The sequence below is a fragment of the Paenarthrobacter nitroguajacolicus genome, assembly GCF_007786235.1.
Taxonomy (GTDB): Bacteria; Actinomycetota; Actinomycetes; order Actinomycetales; family Micrococcaceae; genus Arthrobacter; species Arthrobacter nitroguajacolicus_A.
Map to the genome: position 1 here is coordinate 85,466 of NZ_VNFK01000002.1, position 20,125 is coordinate 105,590.

General features: G+C 63.2%; 19 protein-coding genes. 10 read left to right on the forward strand and 9 right to left on the reverse strand.

The genetic code is table 11. The annotated features are described in order from the left end of the window. Positions 1 to 61: 61 nt before the first annotated feature. Together FQP90_RS02405 and FQP90_RS02410 are read right to left on the reverse strand one after the other, a co-directional pair. Positions 62 to 1,498 carry an APC family permease gene (locus tag FQP90_RS02405; protein WP_144648150.1) on the reverse strand — a complete coding sequence of 479 codons (1,437 nt, stop codon included), beginning with the start codon at positions 1,496 to 1,498 and terminating at the stop codon, positions 62 to 64. Positions 1,499 to 1,634: 136 nt separating this feature from the next. After that, on the reverse strand, positions 1,635 to 2,447 hold the full coding sequence (locus FQP90_RS02410; RefSeq protein WP_144648151.1) for an MBL fold metallo-hydrolase: 813 nt from the start codon (positions 2,445 to 2,447) through the stop codon (positions 1,635 to 1,637). A 178-nt stretch (positions 2,448 to 2,625) separates the two neighbouring features. On the opposite strand from FQP90_RS02410, the gene FQP90_RS02415 reads away from it, so the two are divergent. From FQP90_RS02415 to FQP90_RS02425, 3 genes are all read left to right on the forward strand, one after another. Continuing rightward, on the forward strand, positions 2,626 to 3,195 hold the full coding sequence (locus tag FQP90_RS02415; protein ID WP_144648152.1) for a mycothiol transferase: 570 nt from the start codon (positions 2,626 to 2,628) through the stop codon (positions 3,193 to 3,195). A 100-nt stretch (positions 3,196 to 3,295) separates the two neighbouring features. Further along, positions 3,296 to 3,502, forward strand: coding sequence for a DUF2945 domain-containing protein (locus FQP90_RS02420; RefSeq protein ID WP_144648153.1), 207 nt, complete (start codon positions 3,296 to 3,298; stop codon positions 3,500 to 3,502). Between the two features lie 4 nt (positions 3,503 to 3,506). Further along, entirely contained in the window at positions 3,507 to 4,703 is a 1,197-nt protein-coding gene (locus tag FQP90_RS02425; protein ID WP_144648154.1) for an NAD(P)/FAD-dependent oxidoreductase, read from the forward strand. A 50-nt stretch (positions 4,704 to 4,753) separates the two neighbouring features. On the opposite strand, the gene FQP90_RS02430 is transcribed toward FQP90_RS02425, so the two are convergent. The 3 genes from FQP90_RS02430 to ligD form a co-directional block, all read right to left on the reverse strand. Then, positions 4,754 to 4,957, reverse strand: coding sequence for a cold-shock protein (locus FQP90_RS02430; protein ID WP_144648155.1), 204 nt, complete (start codon positions 4,955 to 4,957; stop codon positions 4,754 to 4,756). Between the two features lie 133 nt (positions 4,958 to 5,090). Continuing rightward, positions 5,091 to 6,302, reverse strand: coding sequence for a cation:proton antiporter (locus FQP90_RS02435; protein ID WP_144648156.1), 1,212 nt, complete (start codon positions 6,300 to 6,302; stop codon positions 5,091 to 5,093). A gap of 153 nt (positions 6,303 to 6,455) precedes the next feature. Then, positions 6,456 to 7,694 (reverse strand): non-homologous end-joining DNA ligase, encoded by a 1,239-nt coding sequence (gene ligD, locus FQP90_RS02440; RefSeq protein ID WP_144648157.1) that lies wholly within the window; start codon positions 7,692 to 7,694, stop codon positions 6,456 to 6,458. A gap of 849 nt (positions 7,695 to 8,543) precedes the next feature. Here ligD and FQP90_RS02445 point away from each other — a divergent pair. After that, a complete protein-coding gene (locus FQP90_RS02445; RefSeq protein WP_144648158.1) occupies positions 8,544 to 10,292 on the forward strand; it encodes a pyruvate dehydrogenase in 1,749 nt (582 codons plus the stop codon). A 1-nt stretch (position 10,293) separates the two neighbouring features. Here FQP90_RS02445 and uvrA read toward each other — a convergent pair whose 3' ends face one another. Then, positions 10,294 to 12,816, reverse strand: coding sequence for an excinuclease ABC subunit UvrA (gene uvrA, locus FQP90_RS02450; protein WP_144648159.1), 2,523 nt, complete (start codon positions 12,814 to 12,816; stop codon positions 10,294 to 10,296). A 124-nt stretch (positions 12,817 to 12,940) separates the two neighbouring features. Here uvrA and FQP90_RS02455 point away from each other — a divergent pair, with 124 nt between their 5' ends. After that, complete coding sequence (locus FQP90_RS02455) at positions 12,941 to 13,327, forward strand: nuclear transport factor 2 family protein (protein ID WP_208759919.1); 387 nt, start codon at positions 12,941 to 12,943, stop codon at positions 13,325 to 13,327. Here the strand turns inward: FQP90_RS02455 and FQP90_RS02460 are convergent. Together FQP90_RS02460 and arfB are read right to left on the reverse strand one after the other, a co-directional pair. Then, a complete protein-coding gene (locus FQP90_RS02460) occupies positions 13,324 to 13,728 on the reverse strand; it encodes a RidA family protein (RefSeq protein ID WP_144648161.1) in 405 nt (134 codons plus the stop codon). The two genes, FQP90_RS02455 and FQP90_RS02460, sit on opposite strands and share 4 nt — an antisense overlap. Before the next feature lie 46 nt (positions 13,729 to 13,774). Next, a complete protein-coding gene (arfB, locus tag FQP90_RS02465) occupies positions 13,775 to 14,194 on the reverse strand; it encodes an alternative ribosome rescue aminoacyl-tRNA hydrolase ArfB (RefSeq protein WP_144648162.1) in 420 nt (139 codons plus the stop codon). Positions 14,195 to 14,298: 104 nt separating this feature from the next. Here arfB and FQP90_RS02470 point away from each other — a divergent pair, with 104 nt between their 5' ends. The 5 genes from FQP90_RS02470 (at position 14,299) to FQP90_RS02490 (ending at position 19,440) form a co-directional block, all read left to right on the forward strand. Next, positions 14,299 to 15,123: an ABC transporter ATP-binding protein gene (locus FQP90_RS02470; RefSeq protein ID WP_208759920.1), complete on the forward strand. Its 825-nt coding sequence runs from the start codon at positions 14,299 to 14,301 to the stop codon at positions 15,121 to 15,123. Positions 15,124 to 15,165: 42 nt separating this feature from the next. Continuing rightward, positions 15,166 to 16,146: an ABC transporter substrate-binding protein gene (locus tag FQP90_RS02475; protein WP_144648163.1), complete on the forward strand. Its 981-nt coding sequence runs from the start codon at positions 15,166 to 15,168 to the stop codon at positions 16,144 to 16,146. A gap of 9 nt (positions 16,147 to 16,155) precedes the next feature. Continuing rightward, positions 16,156 to 18,297: an iron ABC transporter permease gene (locus tag FQP90_RS02480; RefSeq protein ID WP_144648164.1), complete on the forward strand. Its 2,142-nt coding sequence runs from the start codon at positions 16,156 to 16,158 to the stop codon at positions 18,295 to 18,297. 48 nt (positions 18,298 to 18,345) lie between these two features. Beyond that, entirely contained in the window at positions 18,346 to 18,741 is a 396-nt protein-coding gene (locus tag FQP90_RS02485) for a hypothetical protein (protein ID WP_144648165.1), read from the forward strand. 84 nt (positions 18,742 to 18,825) lie between these two features. After that, a complete protein-coding gene (locus FQP90_RS02490; protein ID WP_144648166.1) occupies positions 18,826 to 19,440 on the forward strand; it encodes a dihydrofolate reductase family protein in 615 nt (204 codons plus the stop codon). 34 nt (positions 19,441 to 19,474) lie between these two features. Here the strand turns inward: FQP90_RS02490 and FQP90_RS02495 are convergent, their stop codons facing one another. Further along, positions 19,475 to 19,894, reverse strand: a complete 420-nt coding sequence (locus tag FQP90_RS02495; protein WP_244296452.1) for a hypothetical protein — start codon at positions 19,892 to 19,894, stop codon at positions 19,475 to 19,477. Positions 19,895 to 20,125: the final 231 nt, after the last annotated feature.

Below are 20,125 nucleotides of genomic sequence, written 5' to 3' on the forward strand. Positions count from 1 at the left end.
ATTGACGGCTCGACGACGGGAGGTCGCCGTCGAGCAACTATTGCGTCGGGTGCGGAGAAGTTCATGTCCTGCGGCGGGCGTTGCTCTTCCTGGTGAGCAGCCACGTGATGAACCACAATACGATGCCGATGGCCATCAGGCCGCCGGCTACCTGGTACTGGATGACGTTGCGACCAACCCAGGGGCCCGCGAGGAAGGCGCACAACAGGGCCGCTACCAAGGGCAGTTGCCCCGGTGAGGTGAAGAAGACCTTGCGGTTGGGGTCCCGTTTGCGGCGAAGTACAACGCACACCACATTGACTACGGTGAACACGCACAGCAGAAGGAAGGCAGTGGTACCTGAAAGATTGGCCACGATGTTGCTGTCAGGATCACTGCTGACGTACCAGATCAATCCCAGCGCCAACACGGTGGAGAACGTGATCCCCGCCCACGGTGAACGGCGACCGGGCAGCACCTTCCCCAAGCCGCTCGGCAGGACGTGCTGACGGGCCATGCCGTAGATCAGGCGGCTCGCCATCAGCATGTTGATCAGCGCTGTGTTGGCCACTGCGAAGACCGCGAGGAACGGAAAGATCCTGTCGATGGGAAAGTCGGGCGAGCCCTTGTGCACGACTTCCAGCAGCGCTGCGCCCTCCGCTTCCCTGATCTCGCCGAGCTCTGTGGGCGAAAGGACGCTGACAACCGAAATGGCAACCAGCATGTAGAGAAGCACCGCGATCCCGAGCCCGGTGAGCATCGTTCGCGGAAATATCTTCTCCGGGTCCTTGGTCTCCTCCACCATGTTGACGGAGTCCTCGAAGCCCACCATTGCAAAGAAGGCAATTGACGTGGCCGCCGTGACAGCGAGGAACAATCCCTTGTCCTGCTGGTCCGTGAAGACGAGGATCTCCTGGAAATTTCCCGTGCCTTGGGCCATCACGAAGAAGCCAACCCCGATCACGATGCACAGGGCGAGTACCTCCACCAGTGTCAGCACAACGTTGAACTTGACGCTCTCACCCACGCCGCGCAGGTTGATCGCCGCCAGTAACAACATGAATGCCAACGCGACTGCGGTAATCACACTGCGGTCCGGCTTGTCCATCCAGCCATTGATCTCCAACCCGCCGAAGAGGTTTTGGGCAAGGACGTTCGCGGACGTCGAGGCACTGGTGATGCCGGAGCACACCACGGCGAACGCCACGAGGAAGGTGACGAAATGGATTCCGAAGGCCTTGTGGGTGTAGAGCGCCGCACCTGCTGCCTGTGGGTACTGGGTCACCAACTCCAGGTACGAAAGCGCTGTGAGGGTCGCGACAATGAACGCCAGGAGGAACGGCAGCCAGACGATGCCACCGACTGTTCCGGCCATCGTCCCGGTCACCGCGTAAACGCCGGCGCCCAGGATATCGCCGACGATGAAGAGGAGCAGGAGCTTGGAACCCAAGACCCGCTTGAGCTCCGGCTCTTGGCCGGCGGGCATGGGGTTGAGGACTTCGTCGGACGTGGTGCTCATGGTTGACCTCCACGGCGGGTGCACGGCTCCTGGAAACGACGGCCTTGTGTGGCCTACTTCACTGTGATCCTCTGGGCGGGGTTTGGCAACACCACCGGTTGAGCATCCACGGGATCACGTCCAGCCCAGGTCCTGTTCAGGTCAGGTGGTCGAAGTCGCCCCGCGCCCACGCCGCATGCCGTTGAGCCGAGAGGCGAAGGACCCGCTGGGCATCGGAGTCGATGGCATTGTTGAAGTTGCCGTAGATCCGATCGAATTCGAGTTCACCCAATTGCGCGGCGATTCGTAACGCCACGGCCCCGGAAAGCGGCAGATGGTTCGGGTAACTGCGCATGAAGGCAATACTGCGGCGGTCGGGGTTGGGGAAAACGCTGTCACCGGTCAGCAGGACTCCTTTGCCGCTGGCTCCGGCTGCCCAATGCGCCACCGCGCTGCCTGGAAAATGACCGCCGGTTTGATGAAGGTCCAAGCCATCGGTGATCGACAAGCTGCCGGACCACGTGGAAATGATCGGATTCGTCCTCCCTAACCATCCACGGTCTGCCTCGGCCACCAGAACCGGGACGTTGCCGAGTCGACGGGACCATTCAACTTGAACGCCGAACATGTGGGGATGGCTGGCGGCAATGGCCAGGACCGGACCTCGGTCCAGCACTGCCTCGACGGCGGTGTCGTCGACGTAGCCCACTGGATCCCACAGCAGCGAGCCCTGCGGAGTCACCACCAGCTGGGCGGTCTGGCCGATTCCGACTTTCGGTTCGGTTCTGATTCCGATGAGACCCGGCTCGTTCTCCGTCAACGTGATCTGCTGGCCGGTCCCTTCCAAGCCATCCCTGGTGAGCCACTTTTGTCCGTCTTCCGGCACGTACTGGCGTTCGTCGGTACAGATGGGGCAGAGTTCGGGAACGGGTTCGCCATATTCGACGGCGCACGTTGCGCAGATCAGCATGGGCGGTCCTTTCGTGGCCTCGGGCGTCCCTGCAGCGCGCTGCGTACGCTCACAGGCCCAGACTATGGCACGGCCAAGCAGCCAAGGAAGGGCAGGCCAGCTGCTACGGGCTTGATCTTGTCCGAGCATCCGCGGCACGCCAAACTGGAAGACACGCCAACTGACGAGGAGGCCTGCGGTGAGCGGTACACCGGACCAAGCCCAACAGAACACTCCAGAGCCGCCACTTGCCGGCGATGAGACCGCCACACTGCTGGGATTTCTGGAACGGCAGCGGGCAACATTTGCCTGGAAAACAGGTGACCTCGACTCGGCCGGCCTTCGCGCAAAACTGGCGCCGTCGGCCATGACGTTGGGTGGCCTGCTCAACCACCTGGCCCGCTTTGAGGATGATATGTCCACCGAGTGGCTGCATGGCCGCCCGCAACTTCCCCCGTGGAATAGCGTGGACTGGGATACCGACCCCGATTGGGACTGGATTTCGGCCGACGAGGAGACTCCGGAAGCACTCTACGGGAGATGGCGCGCGGCAGTGGCCCGGTCCCGGCTCCTGTTCGCCGAGGCACTGGCGGACGGCGGCCCAGGCCGGCAGGGAAGCACTGCCTCCAATCCGGACATCGAGTTGCCCAGCCTGCGATACATCCTGCTGAACATGATCGAGGAATACGCCCGCCATAACGGGCATGCCGATCTCCTCCGCGAATCCGTGGACAGCCTGGTGGGTCAGGACCCGCCAACTCGGGCCTGATGCGGCCCTCGTTGCCGACCTGCGGTACCGCAAAAAGGTCATCATGCTTACTATTGGGAAGCCCCGGAAGTTGGAGAGGGCACCATAGCTAGGAGCGGACATGGCACTAAGCAAGGGAACGCACGTGGAGTGGAACACCTCGCAGGGCAAGACGCACGGAAGGATCGTGGAAAAGAAGACCAGCGACTTTGTGCTGGACGGCAACACGCATCGTGCCAGCGAGGATGAGCCGCAGTACGTGGTGGAATCTGACAAAACGGGAGCCCGGGCCGCGCACAAGGGTTCCGCGCTGACTGAAAAGAAGTAGCGGCATGGCCCGGCAGCACGAAGTTGTGATCATCGGCGGTGGCAACGCAGGGGTGTCGCTGGCGGCCCGCTTGGTTCGGTACGGGGTCAAAGACATAGCCCTCATCGAACCCAAAGACCACCATTTCTACCAACCGCTGTTCTCCCATATCGCTGGAGGCCGCGCGCAGGTCAAGGAAGCCGTACGGAGCCAGGAAGCGGTGATGCCCAAGGGCGTCCACTGGATCAAGGACAAAGCGGTGGGCGTGGACGCCAACGCCAATACCGTGAGGCTGGCTTCGGGGTCAACAGTGGCTTACGTGCAGCTCGTGGTGTGCCCGGGGCTGCAATATCGCTGGGATGACGTGCCGGGTTTGGCTGAGGCGGTGCACTCTCCCTACGGTGCATCCCATTACGAATTCGAGCTTGCCCCCAAAGCGTGGACCCTCTTGAGCGGCCTGAGGTCCGGCACGGCCATCTTTACCATGCCTGCCGGGCCCATCAAGTGTGGGGGCGCCAGTCAGAAACCGATGTACCTGGCCTGTGACTATTGGAAGGAGCAAGGCGTCCTCGACCAGATCAGCGTGGTGATGGTCCAGCCGTACCCCACTGTGTTTGGCATCCCGGAAGTGGACCGGGAGCTTGAACGCAAGCTTGCTGAATATGGCATTGAGCTAAGGACAAACAGTGAGCTCGTGGCCGTCAGCCCTGGGAGCCGGAAAGCCACTATCCGGAACAATGCCACTGGCACTATGGAAGAAGTGTCCTACGACGTCCTCAACGCCGTTCCACCCCAAGCTGCTCCTGATTGGCTTCGGGCCACGGACCTGCCGGCGTCAGGTGACGAGGGCGGTTTCGTTGAGGTTGACACGCAGACCCTGCGGCACGTGCGCTACCCCAACGTCTGGTCCCTGGGGGACGCTGCCGCCACGTCCAACTCCAAGGCCGGCGGGGCGTTGCGCAAGCAGACCAAGGTGCTCGCCAAGAACCTGGTGGCTGCCCGTCAGGGCAAAGCGCCCACCCACAGGTACGACGGATACTCCGTGTGCCCCTTCACTGTTTCGCGCAACACGGTGGTCTTTGCCGAGTTCGATGACCAGTACCGGCCTAAACCCACCATCCCGATGGTTCCCACGTGGAAGGAAAGCAGGCTTTCGTGGTGGGTTGACCGGGACATGTTCCCGAAGGTCTATTGGCATCTGATCCTCAAAGGCCGGGCGTAACCGACAAGGGACCGGCCGGCGTGTAGCCGACCGGTCCCTGTGGCGCGGACCTAGAGCGGTTGGATGTTCTCGGCCTGTGGACCCTTAGGGCCCTGCGTGATATCGAACTGGACCTTTTGGTTCTCGTCCAGCGAGCGGTATCCGCTCGAAGTGATGGCTGAATAGTGCGCGAACACGTCGGGGCCTCCATCGTCGGGTGCGATGAATCCGAAACCCTTTTCGGCGTTGAACCACTTGACTGTACCTGTTGCCATGCCTGTTTCCTTCACGGGTAGCTGGTCGGTCCCGCTCATCGGATTGCCGTCCCCGCCACTCACGTAATTGACCCTATGGGCTGGCCTCCGGCGGGGCAACACTTTCCGGCGCCCATGCCGCAAAGCGTCTTACTTACGGGCCCGCTTCGTACTGGGATGAATTCGTATTGGGATGAATTTGTGCTGGATGAATTTGACGGAGCGCCAGTAACGGGAACAGCAGCACGGAGAGCATACCGGCCCCAACCAGAGCGGACGAGATGCCGCTGGTGATCAGCCCGTGGTCACGGCCAATGGCAGTCACGGCCACGATGATGGGCAGCCCTGTGGCACCGAAGAGGACCATGGCCCGCTTGGCCGCCGAAGCGGAGCGTGGGGGAGCAGCAAGCAGCGAAGGAAGTCCCCGGATGACCAGCAGCAGGACCAGGAACAAGGGGACCATCGCCAGGGTCGCGGGGCTTGCGACGAGTGCGCCAAGCTCGAAGTCAATCCCGGTATCGATAAAGAAAATGGGCACCAGAAAGCCAAATGCGACAGCATCGATTTTCGTTTCGATGACTTTCCGGTCTTCTTCCGGAGCTCGTGCGATGGCAACCTTCCAAAGTACTCCGGCAGCGAATGCACCAAGCAGCATGTCAAGTCCCAGCACCATGCTCAGTACAACAAGGGCGCTGAGTATCAACATGATGGTCCGCATGGCGAACTGCGCGCTGGTGTGGAGGGTCCGCGTGACCTGGGCATGAAACATCGTGTGCCGTGCCTGGGAAGCAAGGTAGATCGCCAGGCCCGTGAGAAGGACAAATCCGAGAAGTACGCCTGAGGCAGTTCCCAGTTGCCGGCCGCTGAAGAACAGCGAGATGGCAATCAGGGGACCGAACTCACCGACAGCGCCCACGGCAGTCACCGCGATGCCGATGGGAGACTTTGCTTCGCCCGCATCGCGGAGGATGGGCAGCAGGGTGCCAAGTGCCGTGGAACACAAGGCGACGCCGATGATGACGGCCGCTTCCGGTGCGGGGGCCAAGGCGAATCCAGCACCGATGCCGGCAACCAGGGAGATGAGCCAACCAGCGGATGCGCGGCTGATGGGCCGGCCCCGAATGGTCGTGAAGTCGATCTCGTTGCCGGCGACGAAGAACAGCATGGCCAGCCCGAAGTCAGCCAAGGTGTCGGTGAACTGTGTGGATTGGACCCAGCCCAGGAGGCTGGGTCCCAGCAACATTCCCAGGACAATCTCGAAGACCACGATGGGCACCTTCACCACGCGCTCGAGTGAACGGGCAGCGAGCGGAGCCGCGACGGCCAGGACAGCGATGAGAACCAGCGACACAGATAAGCCTTGCATCAGGGGTGCCTCCGGTAGCTCGGCTGCTTCCACGAAAAGTATTCCAAAGCTACCGCCACCTCTGCGCCCGCGCTATAGAACCAACGCCGGGTTCCCCGCCCGCTGCAGGAGTCGCATACAACCAAAGCGGGCGGTCCAACGGGGACTGGAGTCTCAGGTGCGTCCCGGCCACTGCTTGCCGGCCCACGGGTCGTAGTCCGCAATAAGCACCTCTTGCTGTGGCCGCTTGGCTTCGGCAACATGCTGTAGGTTTACTCGGACCCGGTACCAGAGGGAGCTCGATCCACGCATACCGTCAACCAACACATCGGAGGGATGCAAATCGGCGACCACCTCCTTATGCCGCGCCTTCCATTCGTCAAGGGCAGCGTGTGCCTCGGGCTTCGTCTTGGTGCGGGCAATCTCGATAAGCGGCATGGTGGACATCCGGCGGCCGGAGCCGTCTCCTGATCGTGGTGCCTTCTCGGCTGGGCCCATTTCAGCGGCCAAGGACAGCAGCCCGTCGAGCGAACCGGCGGCGTGGTCGATGCCGGAGTGCGGGTCTCCGAGGTCCTCGAAGCGATCCGGCACGGTACGCACCGTGAACTGTTCCGGCCGGGCGGATCGCACTTCGTCCCAACTCAGAGGGGTTGAGACGCGGGCATCGGGCCGTGACCGGACGGAGTAGGCGGAAGCCACAGTGCGGTCCTTGGCGTTTTGGTTGAAGTCGACGAAGACGCTCTCACCACGTTCTTCCTTCCACCATCGGGCGGTGGCAAGGCCGGGTGCACGGTTCTCCACCTCGCGGGCGAGGGTTTCGGCGGCGAGCCGCACGTCCCGGTAGGACCATCGTGGAGCAATGCGTACCAGGATGTGCAGCCCGCGTGAGCCGCTTGTCTTGGGCCAGCCAACCAGCCCGACGTCGTCCAGCACCTCCTGTGCGACGTAAGCGGTGTCGACAATCTGCGACCAGTCCACCCCGGGCATGGGGTCGAGGTCCACCCGCAGTTCGTCGGGATGGTCCAGGTCCTCTGCGCGCACGGGGTGGGGATTGAGGTCCAGGCATCCCAGGTTCACGACCCACGCCAGCCCCGCAGCATCTCGAATGACGGTCTCTTCGGCCGAAGTCCCGGACGAATAGTGCAGTGTTGCTGTGTGGATGAACCCTGGGTGGTTTTCGGGCACTCGCTTTTGGAAAAACGGCTCCGCGTCAATGCCCTTTGGGAAGCGCTTGAGCACCATGGGCCGCCCGCCGGCGCCCCGCAGCGCACCCTCTGCCACGGTGAGGTAGTAGTTGACTACATCAAGCTTGGACAGACCAGGCTCGGGGAACACTACTTTGTCCGGATTCGAGATGCGAACCTCGTGGCCGGCAACATCGAGGATCACAGCCGGGGGCTTGGCGGGGCTCATGCGGTCACGCTAGCAACGAACAGGCGTTCCAGCCAGAGTTTTGGACCGAAACAATCCGCCCGACATGGAGGGCTGGGGGCTGCAGCCGAGAATTTGAAACAAAAAAGCGCATAAAACTTGCCGACTGGCTTAAATAATAAAACTGGGTATGGTGTTGTCATAGCGACATGGAAAGGATGGGCAATAATGTCGAAAAAGTCCCCCAACACTCCCAGTGCAAAGAAGGCCGGTAAGTCAATTCTGGAAAAGCGTGCCGAAAAACGGGCCAAGGCGGAAAACAGCGAGAACCTGTTCTCAAAGCCACGGAAGAACCAGAGATAGCGGTACCACTGAGCCCGCCGTCTGCGTAGCGTTCCCGGTGTTCTGCGGCAGCCTTTTGTGGCTCCCGACTACGAAAGGTTGCCGCATGTAGCCGCCGCAAATTTTATGCATTTCTCGCTGTGCTGTCGATTTCAAGGTCTGCATTATTCACTCTTCAGTTCGCAGTATCGTCAATGTGAGAAAAGGTCTGTCCGGATTGTGGGACCGGTTGTGAGTCAACTATCCAAGGCGCTCATTATTGCGTCGCGCCAAATACATTCCCCAGCCACTTAACCGCAGAGCGGAGGTTCTGATCCGTCAGGCCGGCATCCCCTTTAAAGGATCTGTGACTGGAACGGCAGTGTTCCTCGGCCACAGCAAGAACGGCAGGGACAAAGACGTCCCTGGCCACCTGCTCCGGTTGGCCGTATGCCTCTTTGATGCCGCCCTTGCCGCGTAGGAAGACAGACAACCTTGGTCTCCCCGCAAGGTGGGCCGACTATATTTGGCCATGTCAGCCCACCACCAAACTGCGGGAGTCTGCACATCATGGCCAAGGAACTTGCCACCCAGCTCATTGAACAACTCCAGGCTGCCGGCGTGCAGCGGATCTATGGAATCGTTGGCGACAGCCTCAACCCGATCGTTGACGCCGTCCGTCAAACCGGGGGTTCAAGCCAAGGAGGCATCGACTGGATCCACGTACGCCATGAGGAGGCGGCCGCGTTCGCTGCGGCTGCAGAGGCGCAATTGACCGGCAAACTGGCCGTCTGCGCGGGATCATGTGGCCCCGGCAACCTGCACCTGATCAACGGCCTGTACGACGCCAACCGCACGGGTGCGCCTGTGCTCGCCATCGCCTCGCACATTCCCAGCAAGCAAATCGGCAGCGGCTTCTTCCAGGAAACGCACCCCGACCGTCTCTTCAACGAGTGCTCTGTGTACTCGGAACTCGTCAGCACGGCCGAACAAGCTCCCAGGGTCATGCACAGCGCCATCCAGAATGCCGTTGGCCTTGGCGGAGTCGCGGTGGTCACCCTGCCAGGTGACATCGCCGGCCTTGAGGCGACGGCGCCTACGCCGCTTCCCGCCACGTTCCGGCCCGCCAGCCTGGTGCCCGATCCTGCGAGCGTCCAGGACTTGGCCGACGCCATCAACGAGGCCGGTAAGGTCGCCATTTTCGCGGGTGCCGGCGTTGCGGGGGCGCACAACGAGCTGATCGCCTTGGCTGAACTGATCAACGCACCCATTGGGCACTCACTGCGGGGCAAGGACTTCGTCCAGTACGACAACCCCTTCGACATCGGCATGACCGGGTTGCTGGGGTACGGTGCAGCTGCCGAAGGCATTGAAGACGCTGATCTGCTGATCCTTCTCGGTACGGACTTCCCGTACGATCAATTCCTCCCCGACACTCGGACAGCCCAGGTGGACCGGGCCGCCCAGCGGCTGGGGCGTCGCACCGACGTCGATATCGCTGTCCATGGCGACGTACAGCCGACCTTGACCGCGCTGCTGCCGCTGGTGCAGCAGAAGAAGAACCGCCGCTTCCTGGACCATATGTTGAAGAAGCACGACCGGCTGATGAACAAGGCCGTGGGCGCTTACACGCGCAAGGTTGAGAAGAAGCAGCCCATCCATCCGGAGTACGCGGCGTCACTGCTGGATCAGGTCGCGGCGGAGGACGCCATCTTCACCGCGGACACAGGCATGTGCAATGTCTGGACCGCACGCTACATCAATCCTTTGGGCACTCGGCGTTTGATCGGTTCCTTCCTCCACGGTTCCATGGCCAACGCCCTGCCGCACGCCATCGGCGCGCAGGTGGCCTATCCCGGTCGGCAGGTAGTGTCTGTCTCCGGCGACGGTGGCCTGTCAATGCTGCTGGGGGAGCTCATTACCGTTGCCGCTCACAAGTTGCCGGTGAACGTGGTGGTGTTCAACAACTCCACCCTGGGCATGGTCAAGCTCGAAATGTTGGTGGACGGCCTTCCCGACTTCGGTGTGGACGTACCGGATGCCAACTATGCCGCTGTGGCCAAGGCATTGGGCTTCCACGCTGTGCGAGTCACCGATCCGGCCGACATCGAGGCGGCTTACCGTGCGGCCTTCGCGCACCCCGGTCCTTCGCTGGTGGAACTCATCACCGACCCCAATGCGCTGTCCATCCCGCCAAAGATCTCCGGATCCCAAGTCATTGGGTTCGCCACGGCCATGTCCAAGGTTGTCCTGAACCGAGGTGCCGGGGAGGCGGTCAGCATGGCGCGCAGCAACCTGCGCAACATTCCCCGACGGTAGGTCACCGCCCGAGGGCAGCGGCGAGGTAGGGAGCGGTTCGGCTTGTGGTGGAACGCGCGACGACGGCGGGCGGGCCTGCGACCATGATCTCGCCGCCGGCGTCGCCGCCACCTGGCCCCAAGTCGATGACCCAGTCGGCGCCCGCGACGACGTCCATTTCGTGCTCCACCACGATCACCGTGTTGCCGGCATCGACGAGCCTGCGGAGTTGGGCCATCAGGAGATGGACATCGGCTGGGTGCAGACCGGTGGTGGGCTCGTCCAAGAGGTAGAGAGTGTGACCTCGTTGGATGCGTTGGAGTTCAGTGGCCAGCTTGATGCGTTGGGCTTCGCCGCCGGAAAGCTCGGTGGCGGGCTGACCCAGCCGGAGGTAGCCCAGGCCGACTTCGAGCAGGGTTTGCAGGCTGCGTGACACCGATGGGAGGTCTGACAGGAACTCGGCGGCGGTGGTGACGGTCATGCCCAGGACTTCGGCGATGTTCCGGTCGCGGTAGGTCACTTCCAGTGTTTCGGGGTTGAATCGCGAGCCGTTGCATTCGGGGCACGGGCCGTAGCTCCCGGGCAGGAACAGGAGTTCCACGGCCACGAACCCTTCTCCCTGGCAGGTTTCGCAGCGGCCGCCGGCCACGTTGAAGGAGAAGCGGCCGGCTCCGAAGCCCCGGGAGCGGGCGCCTTGCGTAGCGGCGAATTCTTTTCTGACGCCGTCGAAGAGCCCCGTGTACGTTGCCAGGTTGGATCGTGGTGTCCGGCCGATGGGCTTCTGATCAACCGTGACCAGCCGGTCCAGGTGGTGGAGGCCCGATACCAACCCCAGGCCCTTGGGCAGGTCGCGGCTCACGGTGTCGGCGTTGTCAGGATGCAGCTCCGCTGCGACCACTTCAGCCAGAACATGGCTGACCAGGGTGGACTTACCCGAGCCGGAGACGCCTGTGACTGCAGTGAGCACACCCAGCGGGAATTCAGCCTCAAGATCGCGGAGATTGTGCCGGGTGATTCCCTGAAGAGTGAGCCACTCCTTCGCCTCCCGGGGATTCCCCGGTTCGCTGCGGGTCCCGGCAGGGAAGAGGAACGGCCGCGTGACTGAGTCTTGAACGCCTTCCAGCCCTGCCACGGGACCGCTGTAGAGGACCCGCCCACCGCCCTCACCCGCGTGTGGGCCAACATCGACGATCCAATCGGCCGCCTGCACAAAGTCCATGTTGTGCTCCACCACGAAGACGGAGTTTCCGGAGGTTTTGAGCTGTTCAAGGACGGCCAGGAGCGGTTCGGCATCGGCCGGATGGAGCCCGGCTGACGGTTCGTCCAGCACGTAGATCACTCCGAAGAGGCCAGAGCGCAGTTGCGTTGCGATCCGAAGCCGCTGCATTTCGCCGGGGGAGAGGGTGGGCGTCGGCCGCCCCAGGGCGAGGTATCCCAGGCCCAGGTCCAGGAGCACTGTGACCCGGGCGAGGAGGTCGCGGGTGATGGCCACGGCAACCTCGTTGGCTTCCCCGGACGTTTGTGTACGCGAGGCCGTCCCGGCGGATGTCAGTTCGGCCGTGGGCCTGATGACGGCGGCCAATTCGGTCATTGGCATCGCGTTCAGTTCGGAAATGGTCTTGCCGGCGAAGGTGACGGCCAGTGCATCCGGCCTTAGTCCGCTGCCGCCACAGCGAGGGCATTGGCCGGTCTCCATGAAGCGAAGTACGCGGTCGCGCATGGTGGTGCTTTTGGAATCTGCGAGCGTGTGAAGCACGTAGCTTTTGGCGCTCCAAAAGCGGCCTTTATAAGGCTTGGCCACCCGGTCCCGTTGTGGTGTCACTTCCACCACGGGCTGCTCATCGGTGAAGAGGATCCAGTCGCGGTCCTTCTTGGGAAGCTTCTTCCATGGCGTATCGACGTCGTAGCCCAAGTGGGTGAGGATGTCGCGCAGGTTCTTGCCTTGCCAGGCTCCGGGCCACGCGGCAATGGCGCCGTCCCGGATGCTTAGCGAAGGGTCGGGAACCAAGGATCCTTCGGTGACGGTGTGGGCCACACCCAAGCCGTGGCATTCAGGGCAGGCTCCTGCGGCTGTGTTGGGGGAGAAGGCGTCAGAATCCAGCTGCTTGGCGCCGTCCGGATAGCTTCCGGCTCGCGAGAACAGCATCCTCAGGGAGTTGGACAGCGTGGTCACCGTGCCGACGCTGGAGCGCGCCGTCGCCGTGCCTCGCCGTTGTTGAAGTGCGACGGCGGGTGGCAGCCCCGTGATCGCGTCGACCTTGGGGTTGTGTCCCTGTTGTATGAGGCGGCGGGCGTACGGCGCGACGGATTCGAAGTAGCGGCGCTGGGCTTCGGCAAAGATGGTGCCGAAGGCCAGCGATGATTTTCCAGATCCGGACACTCCCGTGAAGGCGACGATCGAATCCCGGGGCACATCGACGTCTACGTTGTGCAAGTTGTTTTCGCGGGCCCCCCGGACCCTGACGAAGCCGTCGTCGGCCTCTGCAAAGGGTGGAGTCGGCCGGATGGGTCCGGGACGCCGGGAAACAATCAGTTTGCTGTCCATTCATATGACTCTATCGGCGTTCACGTACGCCCACGTGCGTTCCCCCCAGGAACGGGAGGTCCGGCGGACGGCTTCACCGCCTCAGCGGTGGTGCAATCCGACGCCCAGGAGGACAATGCGGATCATGGCTCAGGAAAACGTCAACGAGAACGTGGTCAAACGGCTGATCGCCTGCATCAATGATCGCCATGTCGAGGTCATGGATGAGCTGTTCCACGACGACGCCGTGATGCATTGGCCCCAATCCGGGGAGATCGTGCGCGGCGCCGAGAACCGACGGGGAATCTACAACGCCTTCCCCCAGCTGCCCACCATCACGCCTCGCCGGCTGCTCAGCGGCGGGAACCTTGTAGTGGCCGAGGCATCGTTGGACTACGGCGGGCCGACGTACGAGACGGTGTTCATTTTCGAATTCCGGGACGGCCGGATCGCCAAGGAAACGGCTTACTGGAGCGAATCCTTCCAAGCCCCACAGTGGCGTTCGGAATGGGTCGAAATCAGCGGCCCTTAGTCGCGCTCAACGGCGGCTACCGCACTGATCTCCACCAAAGCGCCTTGCACCCCCAGACCTGTGACAAAGGCCGCCGTCACCAGGGGCGGCTCGTCGGAGGCGAGCTTGGAGGCGATAGCCCCGTATCCCGCGGCGAGGTCGGCGCCGTCGACAAAAAGCACGTTCCACTGAATGACATCTCCGAGGCTTGCTCCCGCGGCTTTCAGGGCAGTTGCGGCGTTGTCCAGGGCGCGGGCGGATTGAACGGCTGCATCGCCTTCGCCAATCAGGGTCCCGCCGGCGTCCACGGCGTTTTGTCCACCGATATAGATCATGGTCGCGCCGGGTGGAACGACCGCGACGTGGCTGAAGGCGGGGCTGGAGACCAGCCCCTCTGGACTGATGCGTTGAATGGGTGCCATGGATGTATGGTCCCACCGACGGCCGCCTGCCAACAGGGGATCGGCGCTACTCGGCGGCAGGTCGTCGTCGTTGCTGTTTGGTTGCCGAACGCTGTTCCTTGGCCACGCGGTGACGGCGGGCGGACCCGCGCGTGGGTTTGGAGGCGCGGCGGACGGATTCCGGGACAAGGCCTGCCGTGATGAGACGGGCGAGCTTGGCAAGGGCAAGCTCCCGGTTGCGAAGCTGGGACCGCTCCTCGGAAGCCGTCACTGAGATCACGCCGGCCACCAGGCGACGTCCGAGGCGTTTGAGCAGCAGTTGCCGTTGCTCGTCCGTCAGGACCGCGGAGTCGGCCAGGTTCCACAACAATTCGGCGCGGCTGTCGGTGGTATTGACGTGTTGTCCGCCCGGCCCTGAGGACCGGGAGAACCGCCAGCTGAGTTCCGACGCGGGAATAGTCAGCGAGGGCGAGATTTCCAGGTCCATGCAACAAGCCTCGCATGTCCCTGACGCCCCTGTGGGCAGGCTCACGATGACATTCGCGGACACGTTTGGAGTAATTAGGTAAGCCTAAGCTAATCTTTCATTTTGTGATTGAACTGAGCGAACTCTCCGGGCTCGAGGCCACTGACCTGGTCCTCCGCTACGGGGACAAGGACGTGGTCCATGGCGCTGGAATCCGGCTGGAGCCGGGCCGCATTGTTGCCTTGGTGGGTCCGAACGGCAGCGGCAAGTCCACGCTGCTTCGCGCGCTCGCGCGGCTGCATGAGGCGTCGTCGGGAACTGTTACTGTGAGCCCGCCTCACGGTACGCCGGCAGATGCCTTGATGATGAAGCGCAGCGACTTTGCACGCCACGTGACACTGCTCTCGCAGAGCCGTCCCGTGCCGCATGGCCTCAGTGTCCGCGACGTGGTCGAGTTCGGGCGCCATCCCTACCGGGGACGGTGGCGCGCTGCCGATCCCGAGGGTCCCGCCGCCGTCGACCGTGCCATGGAACTGACCGGCGTTGCCGAGCTTGCCGCCCGGGGCGTCCACGAACTCTCCGGCGGGCAACTGCAGCGCGTGTGGCTGGCGAGCTGCCTTGCGCAGGACACGTCGGTGCTGCTGCTCGACGAACCAACCAACCATTTGGACCTCCGGTACAAGGTGGAGATCTTCGATCTGGTGCATGACCTCGCGCGCGTCCACGGAGTGGCAATCGGCGTGGTCCTTCACGACCTCGACGAGGCAGCTGCGCTTGCTGACCATGTGGTTGTCCTGTCCGAAGGCCGTATTGCCGCCGCCGGGCCCGCCCACGAGGCACTCGATGCGGAACTGCTCAGCGATGTCTACTCAATCCCCATCGTTACCCATACCGATCCGCTGACCGGACGGCTGCGCACCCGCGCGGTCGGACGGCACAGCAACAGCTAGACCCCGGAAATACATCACCCCCACACTACGAAAGGGACCACTGTGTCCATGAAGATCCACAAAGCACTGGCTGCCACCGCTGCCCTGGCAGTCCTCCTCACCGGGTGCGGCACCACGGAAGGCCCCGCGAGCTCCGCCTCAAACGGCGCCGGCACGGGTGAAGCCATCACGGTAACGGATGCCCGCGGCACCGAGGTCAAGCTTGACGGCCCCGCCAAGCGCGTGGTTGGCACGGAGTGGAATGTGGTGGAGAACCTCACCACTCTGGGTGTCATGCCTGTCGGCGTGGCGGACGTCAAGGGCTACAGCGCCTGGGTCACCGCCGGGAAGCTGGACAGCACCCCCACCGATATCGGAACGCGCAACGAGCCCAGCTTTGACACCATTGCTTCCCTGGATCCGGACCTGATTGTCGCCACCACCGACCTCGCCGAGCCCGTCATCAAGCAGCTTGAAGAACTGGCCCCCGTGGTAGTCGTAAAGTCCGCTGATGGCAGCCGCCAGATCGCCCAGGCTGAGGACAACCTCAAGCTCGTGGCAAAGGCCACAGGCACCGAGAAGAAGGCCGACGAAGCCATCGCCGCCTTCGACGCCGCTGTTGCAGAGGGCAAGGCCGACCTTGAGAAGGCCGGCCTGGATGGTTCCCGCGTGGCGTTCGCTGACGGCTGGGTTGCTGACGGCAAGGTCTCCATCCGGCCCTTTACCAAGGGATCCCTGCTCGCTGACATCAACACCGAACTGGGACTCGTCAACCCTTGGACAGTTGAAGGCGACCCGGCTTACGGCCTTGGTTCCACCGACATCGAGGGCCTGACGGCCGTCAACGCCGACCACTTCGTCTACATCACCAACAGCGCCGATGGCGATTTCACCGAACAGTTGACGGATAACGCCGTCTGGAAGTCGCTTCCGTTCGTGGCAGCCGGCAAGGTGCACCGCCTCTCCGACGGCATCTGGATGTTCGGCGGGCCTGCCTCGATGACGCAGTACGTTGACGCAATCGTTGCGTCCCTGACCAAGTAGTCCCACGGCATGACCGACACTGTGAAGAGGCCCGCCATGACCGTACCCACGGCCGTGGTGGGTGCTCCCATGCCCGCCGCTCCGGCTGCTGGACCAGCGGCCGGCCGTCGTTCCGGCCCAGTCCTGGTGGCTGGCTCGGGGGTGGTCCTCCTGGCACTGTTCTCGTTGATCCACCTCACGCAAGGAACGGCCGACGTCGGCCCCCTCCAGTTGCTGGGGCTGCTCACCGGCAGCGGTTCCGACCAGGAAACCGCAGTGTTGGTCGCCTCGCGCGTTCCCCGACTTTTCGCTGGCCTGTTGGTCGGCGTCGCCTTGGGGGTGGCCGGCGCAGCAATGCAGTCGGCCACCCGCAACGTCCTTGCTTCTCCCGACACCCTGGCGGTCAATGCCGGGGCTCACTTTGCGATCGTAGCCATTGCTGCGTTTGGACTGTCCCTTCCATCACTGCTTTCCGGTGGTGTCGCCTTCATCGGTGGCCTCGCTGCGGCCGTACTCGTGCTTGCTTTGTCAGGCGGAGGCGCCAACGGGAACGGCGGCCCGATTCGTCTGGTCCTGGCGGGTACCGCACTGGCATTGGGCCTGCATTCGGCCACCAGCGCGCTGCTCCTCCTGTTCAGCCAGGAAACTACCGGCTTGTATGCCTGGGGCCAAGGAAGCCTGGCCCAGTCCCGCACCGATGAGCTGGTTCAGTTCACGCCCGTAGTTCTCTTGGCCATCGCCGGGCTCTTGATCCTCGCCCGAAGGCTGGACCTGCTGGGATTGGGCGACGACGCGTCCCGGCTGGCAGGCGCAGATCCGCGCCTTGCCCGGGTTGGCGCCGTCGTACTTGCCGTTGTCCTGTCCGCCGCAGCGGTGACGATCGCCGGTCCGATCGGATTCGTGGGGCTCTGCGCTCCTGCGATCATGCGCCTCTTGGCGTCGCGACTCCGTGGACTTGGACGTCACCGGGCGTTGCTGCCCATCTCCGGCCTGGCCGGTGCCATCGTAGTTGTCGGCGCCGATGTCCTGGTTCGTGGACTTTTCGGTGCGCAGGCTGGCGTGGAAGTTCCCACCGGTGCTGTCACCACGGTCTTCGGTGCCGTCTTCCTGGTGATCCTGGCCATGCGGATGTCTGACGCCGGCTTGAGTGTCGCCGGAGATGCCCTGGCCCGGCTGCGCTCCCGCCGGTTCTTCCTCACTGTATTGATCGGGCTCCTGGTCCTGCTCACGGGCTTGCTGGTGGCGGGAGCTTTGCTGGGCGATGCCAAACTACTGCTCGGTGATCTCGCCAACTGGCTCACTGGCCAGTCAGGAAACCGTGTCAGCGCCGTCTTGGGTACACGTATGCCCCGTGTGCTGGCAGCGGTCCTCGCCGGTGCGGCCCTGGCTCTCGCCGGAGCGCTGATCCAAGCGGTGTCCCGGAACTCGCTGGCCGAACCGGGCATTCTCGGCGTCTCAGGCGGTGGTGGCCTGGCGGCGATCATCGTCATCACCACTGTCCCGACGGCTGGTTCGTGGGTCGTTACCGGCTCAGCCCTTGGGGGAGCGGCCCTGTCCGCGGTGCTGGTCTTCGGGCTTGCTTTCCGTGGCGGACTTCAACAGAACAAGTTGGTGTTGATCGGTATAGGTGTTTCGGCGGGGCTGGCGGCGGCTATCACTGTTCTTTTGGTGACCACCGACCCGTTCAACCAAACCAAGGCACTCACCTGGCTGTCGGGTTCCACCTATGGCCGAAATTTCGCCTCCGTCCTGCCTCCGTTGCTGGCCCTGGTGCTGGCCTTGCCGGTGCTGGCCGGCATGAGGCGGGATCTGGACCTGATCGCAGTGGACGACGATTCTCCCCGCGTCCTGGGCATCCGGCTCTCCGGATCCAGGCTCCTCCTCCTGGCCGTCGCGGTGCTGCTGACCGCCGGTGCTGTCTCTTCGGTGGGCGTCATTGCCTTCGTTGGCTTGGTGGCCCCGCATGCAGCCCGCACGCTGGTGGGCGCACGGCACTCCCGTGTCCTTCCGGTCGCCGCGCTCATTGGCGCCTGCACCGTGGTGCTGGCCGACGTCATCGGCCGCACGGTCATCGCACCGGCCCAGATACCTGCCGGCATCATGACGGCGCTGGTGGGTGCTCCGTACTTTGTGTACTTACTGTGGCGTTCACGGGTGGACCGTACCGTCTGACTCCACGTCACCTGCCGGGCGTTCACCTCTTGCGTTTAGGATCAACTCATGGCCGGTTCCCTGGATGTTCTTGGCCCCATCCTGGAAATGATGACGTGGGTGGGGTTCGTCCCGGGCGTGCCTCTCCTGGTGAGCGCCTGGATCATAGCCAAGCGCCGGTGCCAGTGGGCCACCGCGGACGCCGAACAGTTTGCCGCCGGGGGATTCCTGGGACTCCAGTGGGTGGATCAGGCGAACGAGGAACAAAAAGTCCTGCTGGACGTCGCTGCCCGGGACGGGAGCGTGGATTCGCGGTCCGTTGTGGTCCACTACGACGTCTGCCATCCCTCCCGATGCTCGCTCCAGCCACCGCGCCACGACAATACGGTGCTGATCCTTGGCTGGATCCTCACCGGTGTTGGGATTCTGAGCACCCTCGGGGGATTCGTCCTCCTCCTGCTCTAGCGTGGAGCTCTTGAACGCCCGATCGGTCCGGGGCTAGCATTTCCGCGCACGGCCAATCCGCACGGCTAAACCGAGGAGACTGCTATGGGCGAGACAGCCGCAACCCTGATGGTGGACTTGATCATTTCCCTGGACGGCTATGCGTCCGCCGAAGGGTGGCCTGGTTGGTGGGGGCTGGAGGGTCCGGAATACCTCGCGTGGCTCGAAGAAGAGGGAAAGAAGGACTTCACCACCCTCATGGGCGCCAACACGTACCGGGTCATGGCTGGCCTCTCGGAGCAGGCTGCCGACGACGATTCAGGTTTCTCGGAGGAAGAAGGCGCCAGCCTGGGTGGCCTGGCAGCCATGCCCAAGGTCATCTTTTCCTCTACTTTGAAAGAACCCCTTGTGTGGCCCAACTCGGAGTTGGTGTCCGGGGACGCGGTTGAAGCCGTGCGGGAGATGAAGCGGACACGCACCGGCACCCTCAGCACACTGGGCAGCTTGAGCCTCTGCCGGTCCTTGGTGGCAGCTGGACTGGTGGACAGGTATCGGCTGGTTGTTTTTCCCGTGATCACCGGCAAGACCGGGCGTGAGCGCATCTACGACGGGTATCCGGACGTCGCCTTGGACATGGTGGACAGCCGGACGTTCGACGGCCGGCTCCAGTTGCTTGAGTATGTTCCCCGCGTCATCGATGCCCCCTTGAGGCGGGATTGATTCAGCGGGCGGGATTGATCCAGCGGGGGTTCGGCTACGTGCTTTGCTTGGCGAAGAAGGGCGCCAGGCAATCGGAGTAATGCGTCATGGTCTCCGAGAAGGTCAGGAGGCGTCGGCCGTCCAGCCCGGCTGAGTCCGTCTTTTGCAGACCTTCTGGGGACGCAATGCACAGCATGGGCTCCACGCTTCTCCCGCCCGACGTCAGGATGGCGATTCCCCATGGATCGCTCGGATCGGTGACCGAGATGCCGGCCTGATCGAAAGTGTCGCGGAGTACGTACCGTGTGACGGTCCGCCAAGATTGGAGGAAGGGTGGCTGCAACTGTTCTATGAGGTCTTCGTCGTTGGTGTCATAGGCCTGCAGCAGGCCGGCGGAAAGGCCGTCCCACTCCTTCACGTCGCGGACCATCAGGTGCGCGGCCCGAATGCGGGCGATTGTTTCATTCAACGTCATGGCAGTCCCCAAACTTCCCGTCGCTTTCGCTTGCCCATGGGCAGGCCTGACCGCCGTCGGCTGTCACTACCAAAGAGAACGGACAAGGGAGCGGCATGATTCCCCGAGAAGCCGGTCTCATTCCATCCTGGCCTGAAAGCGACATTCCTTGTCCTCCTAGTAAATCAGTAGGCTTACTATTAGGCTGGCCGTTTGGGGGAAGGCCCCCGGTACTTAGAGGAGTGAGGCGAG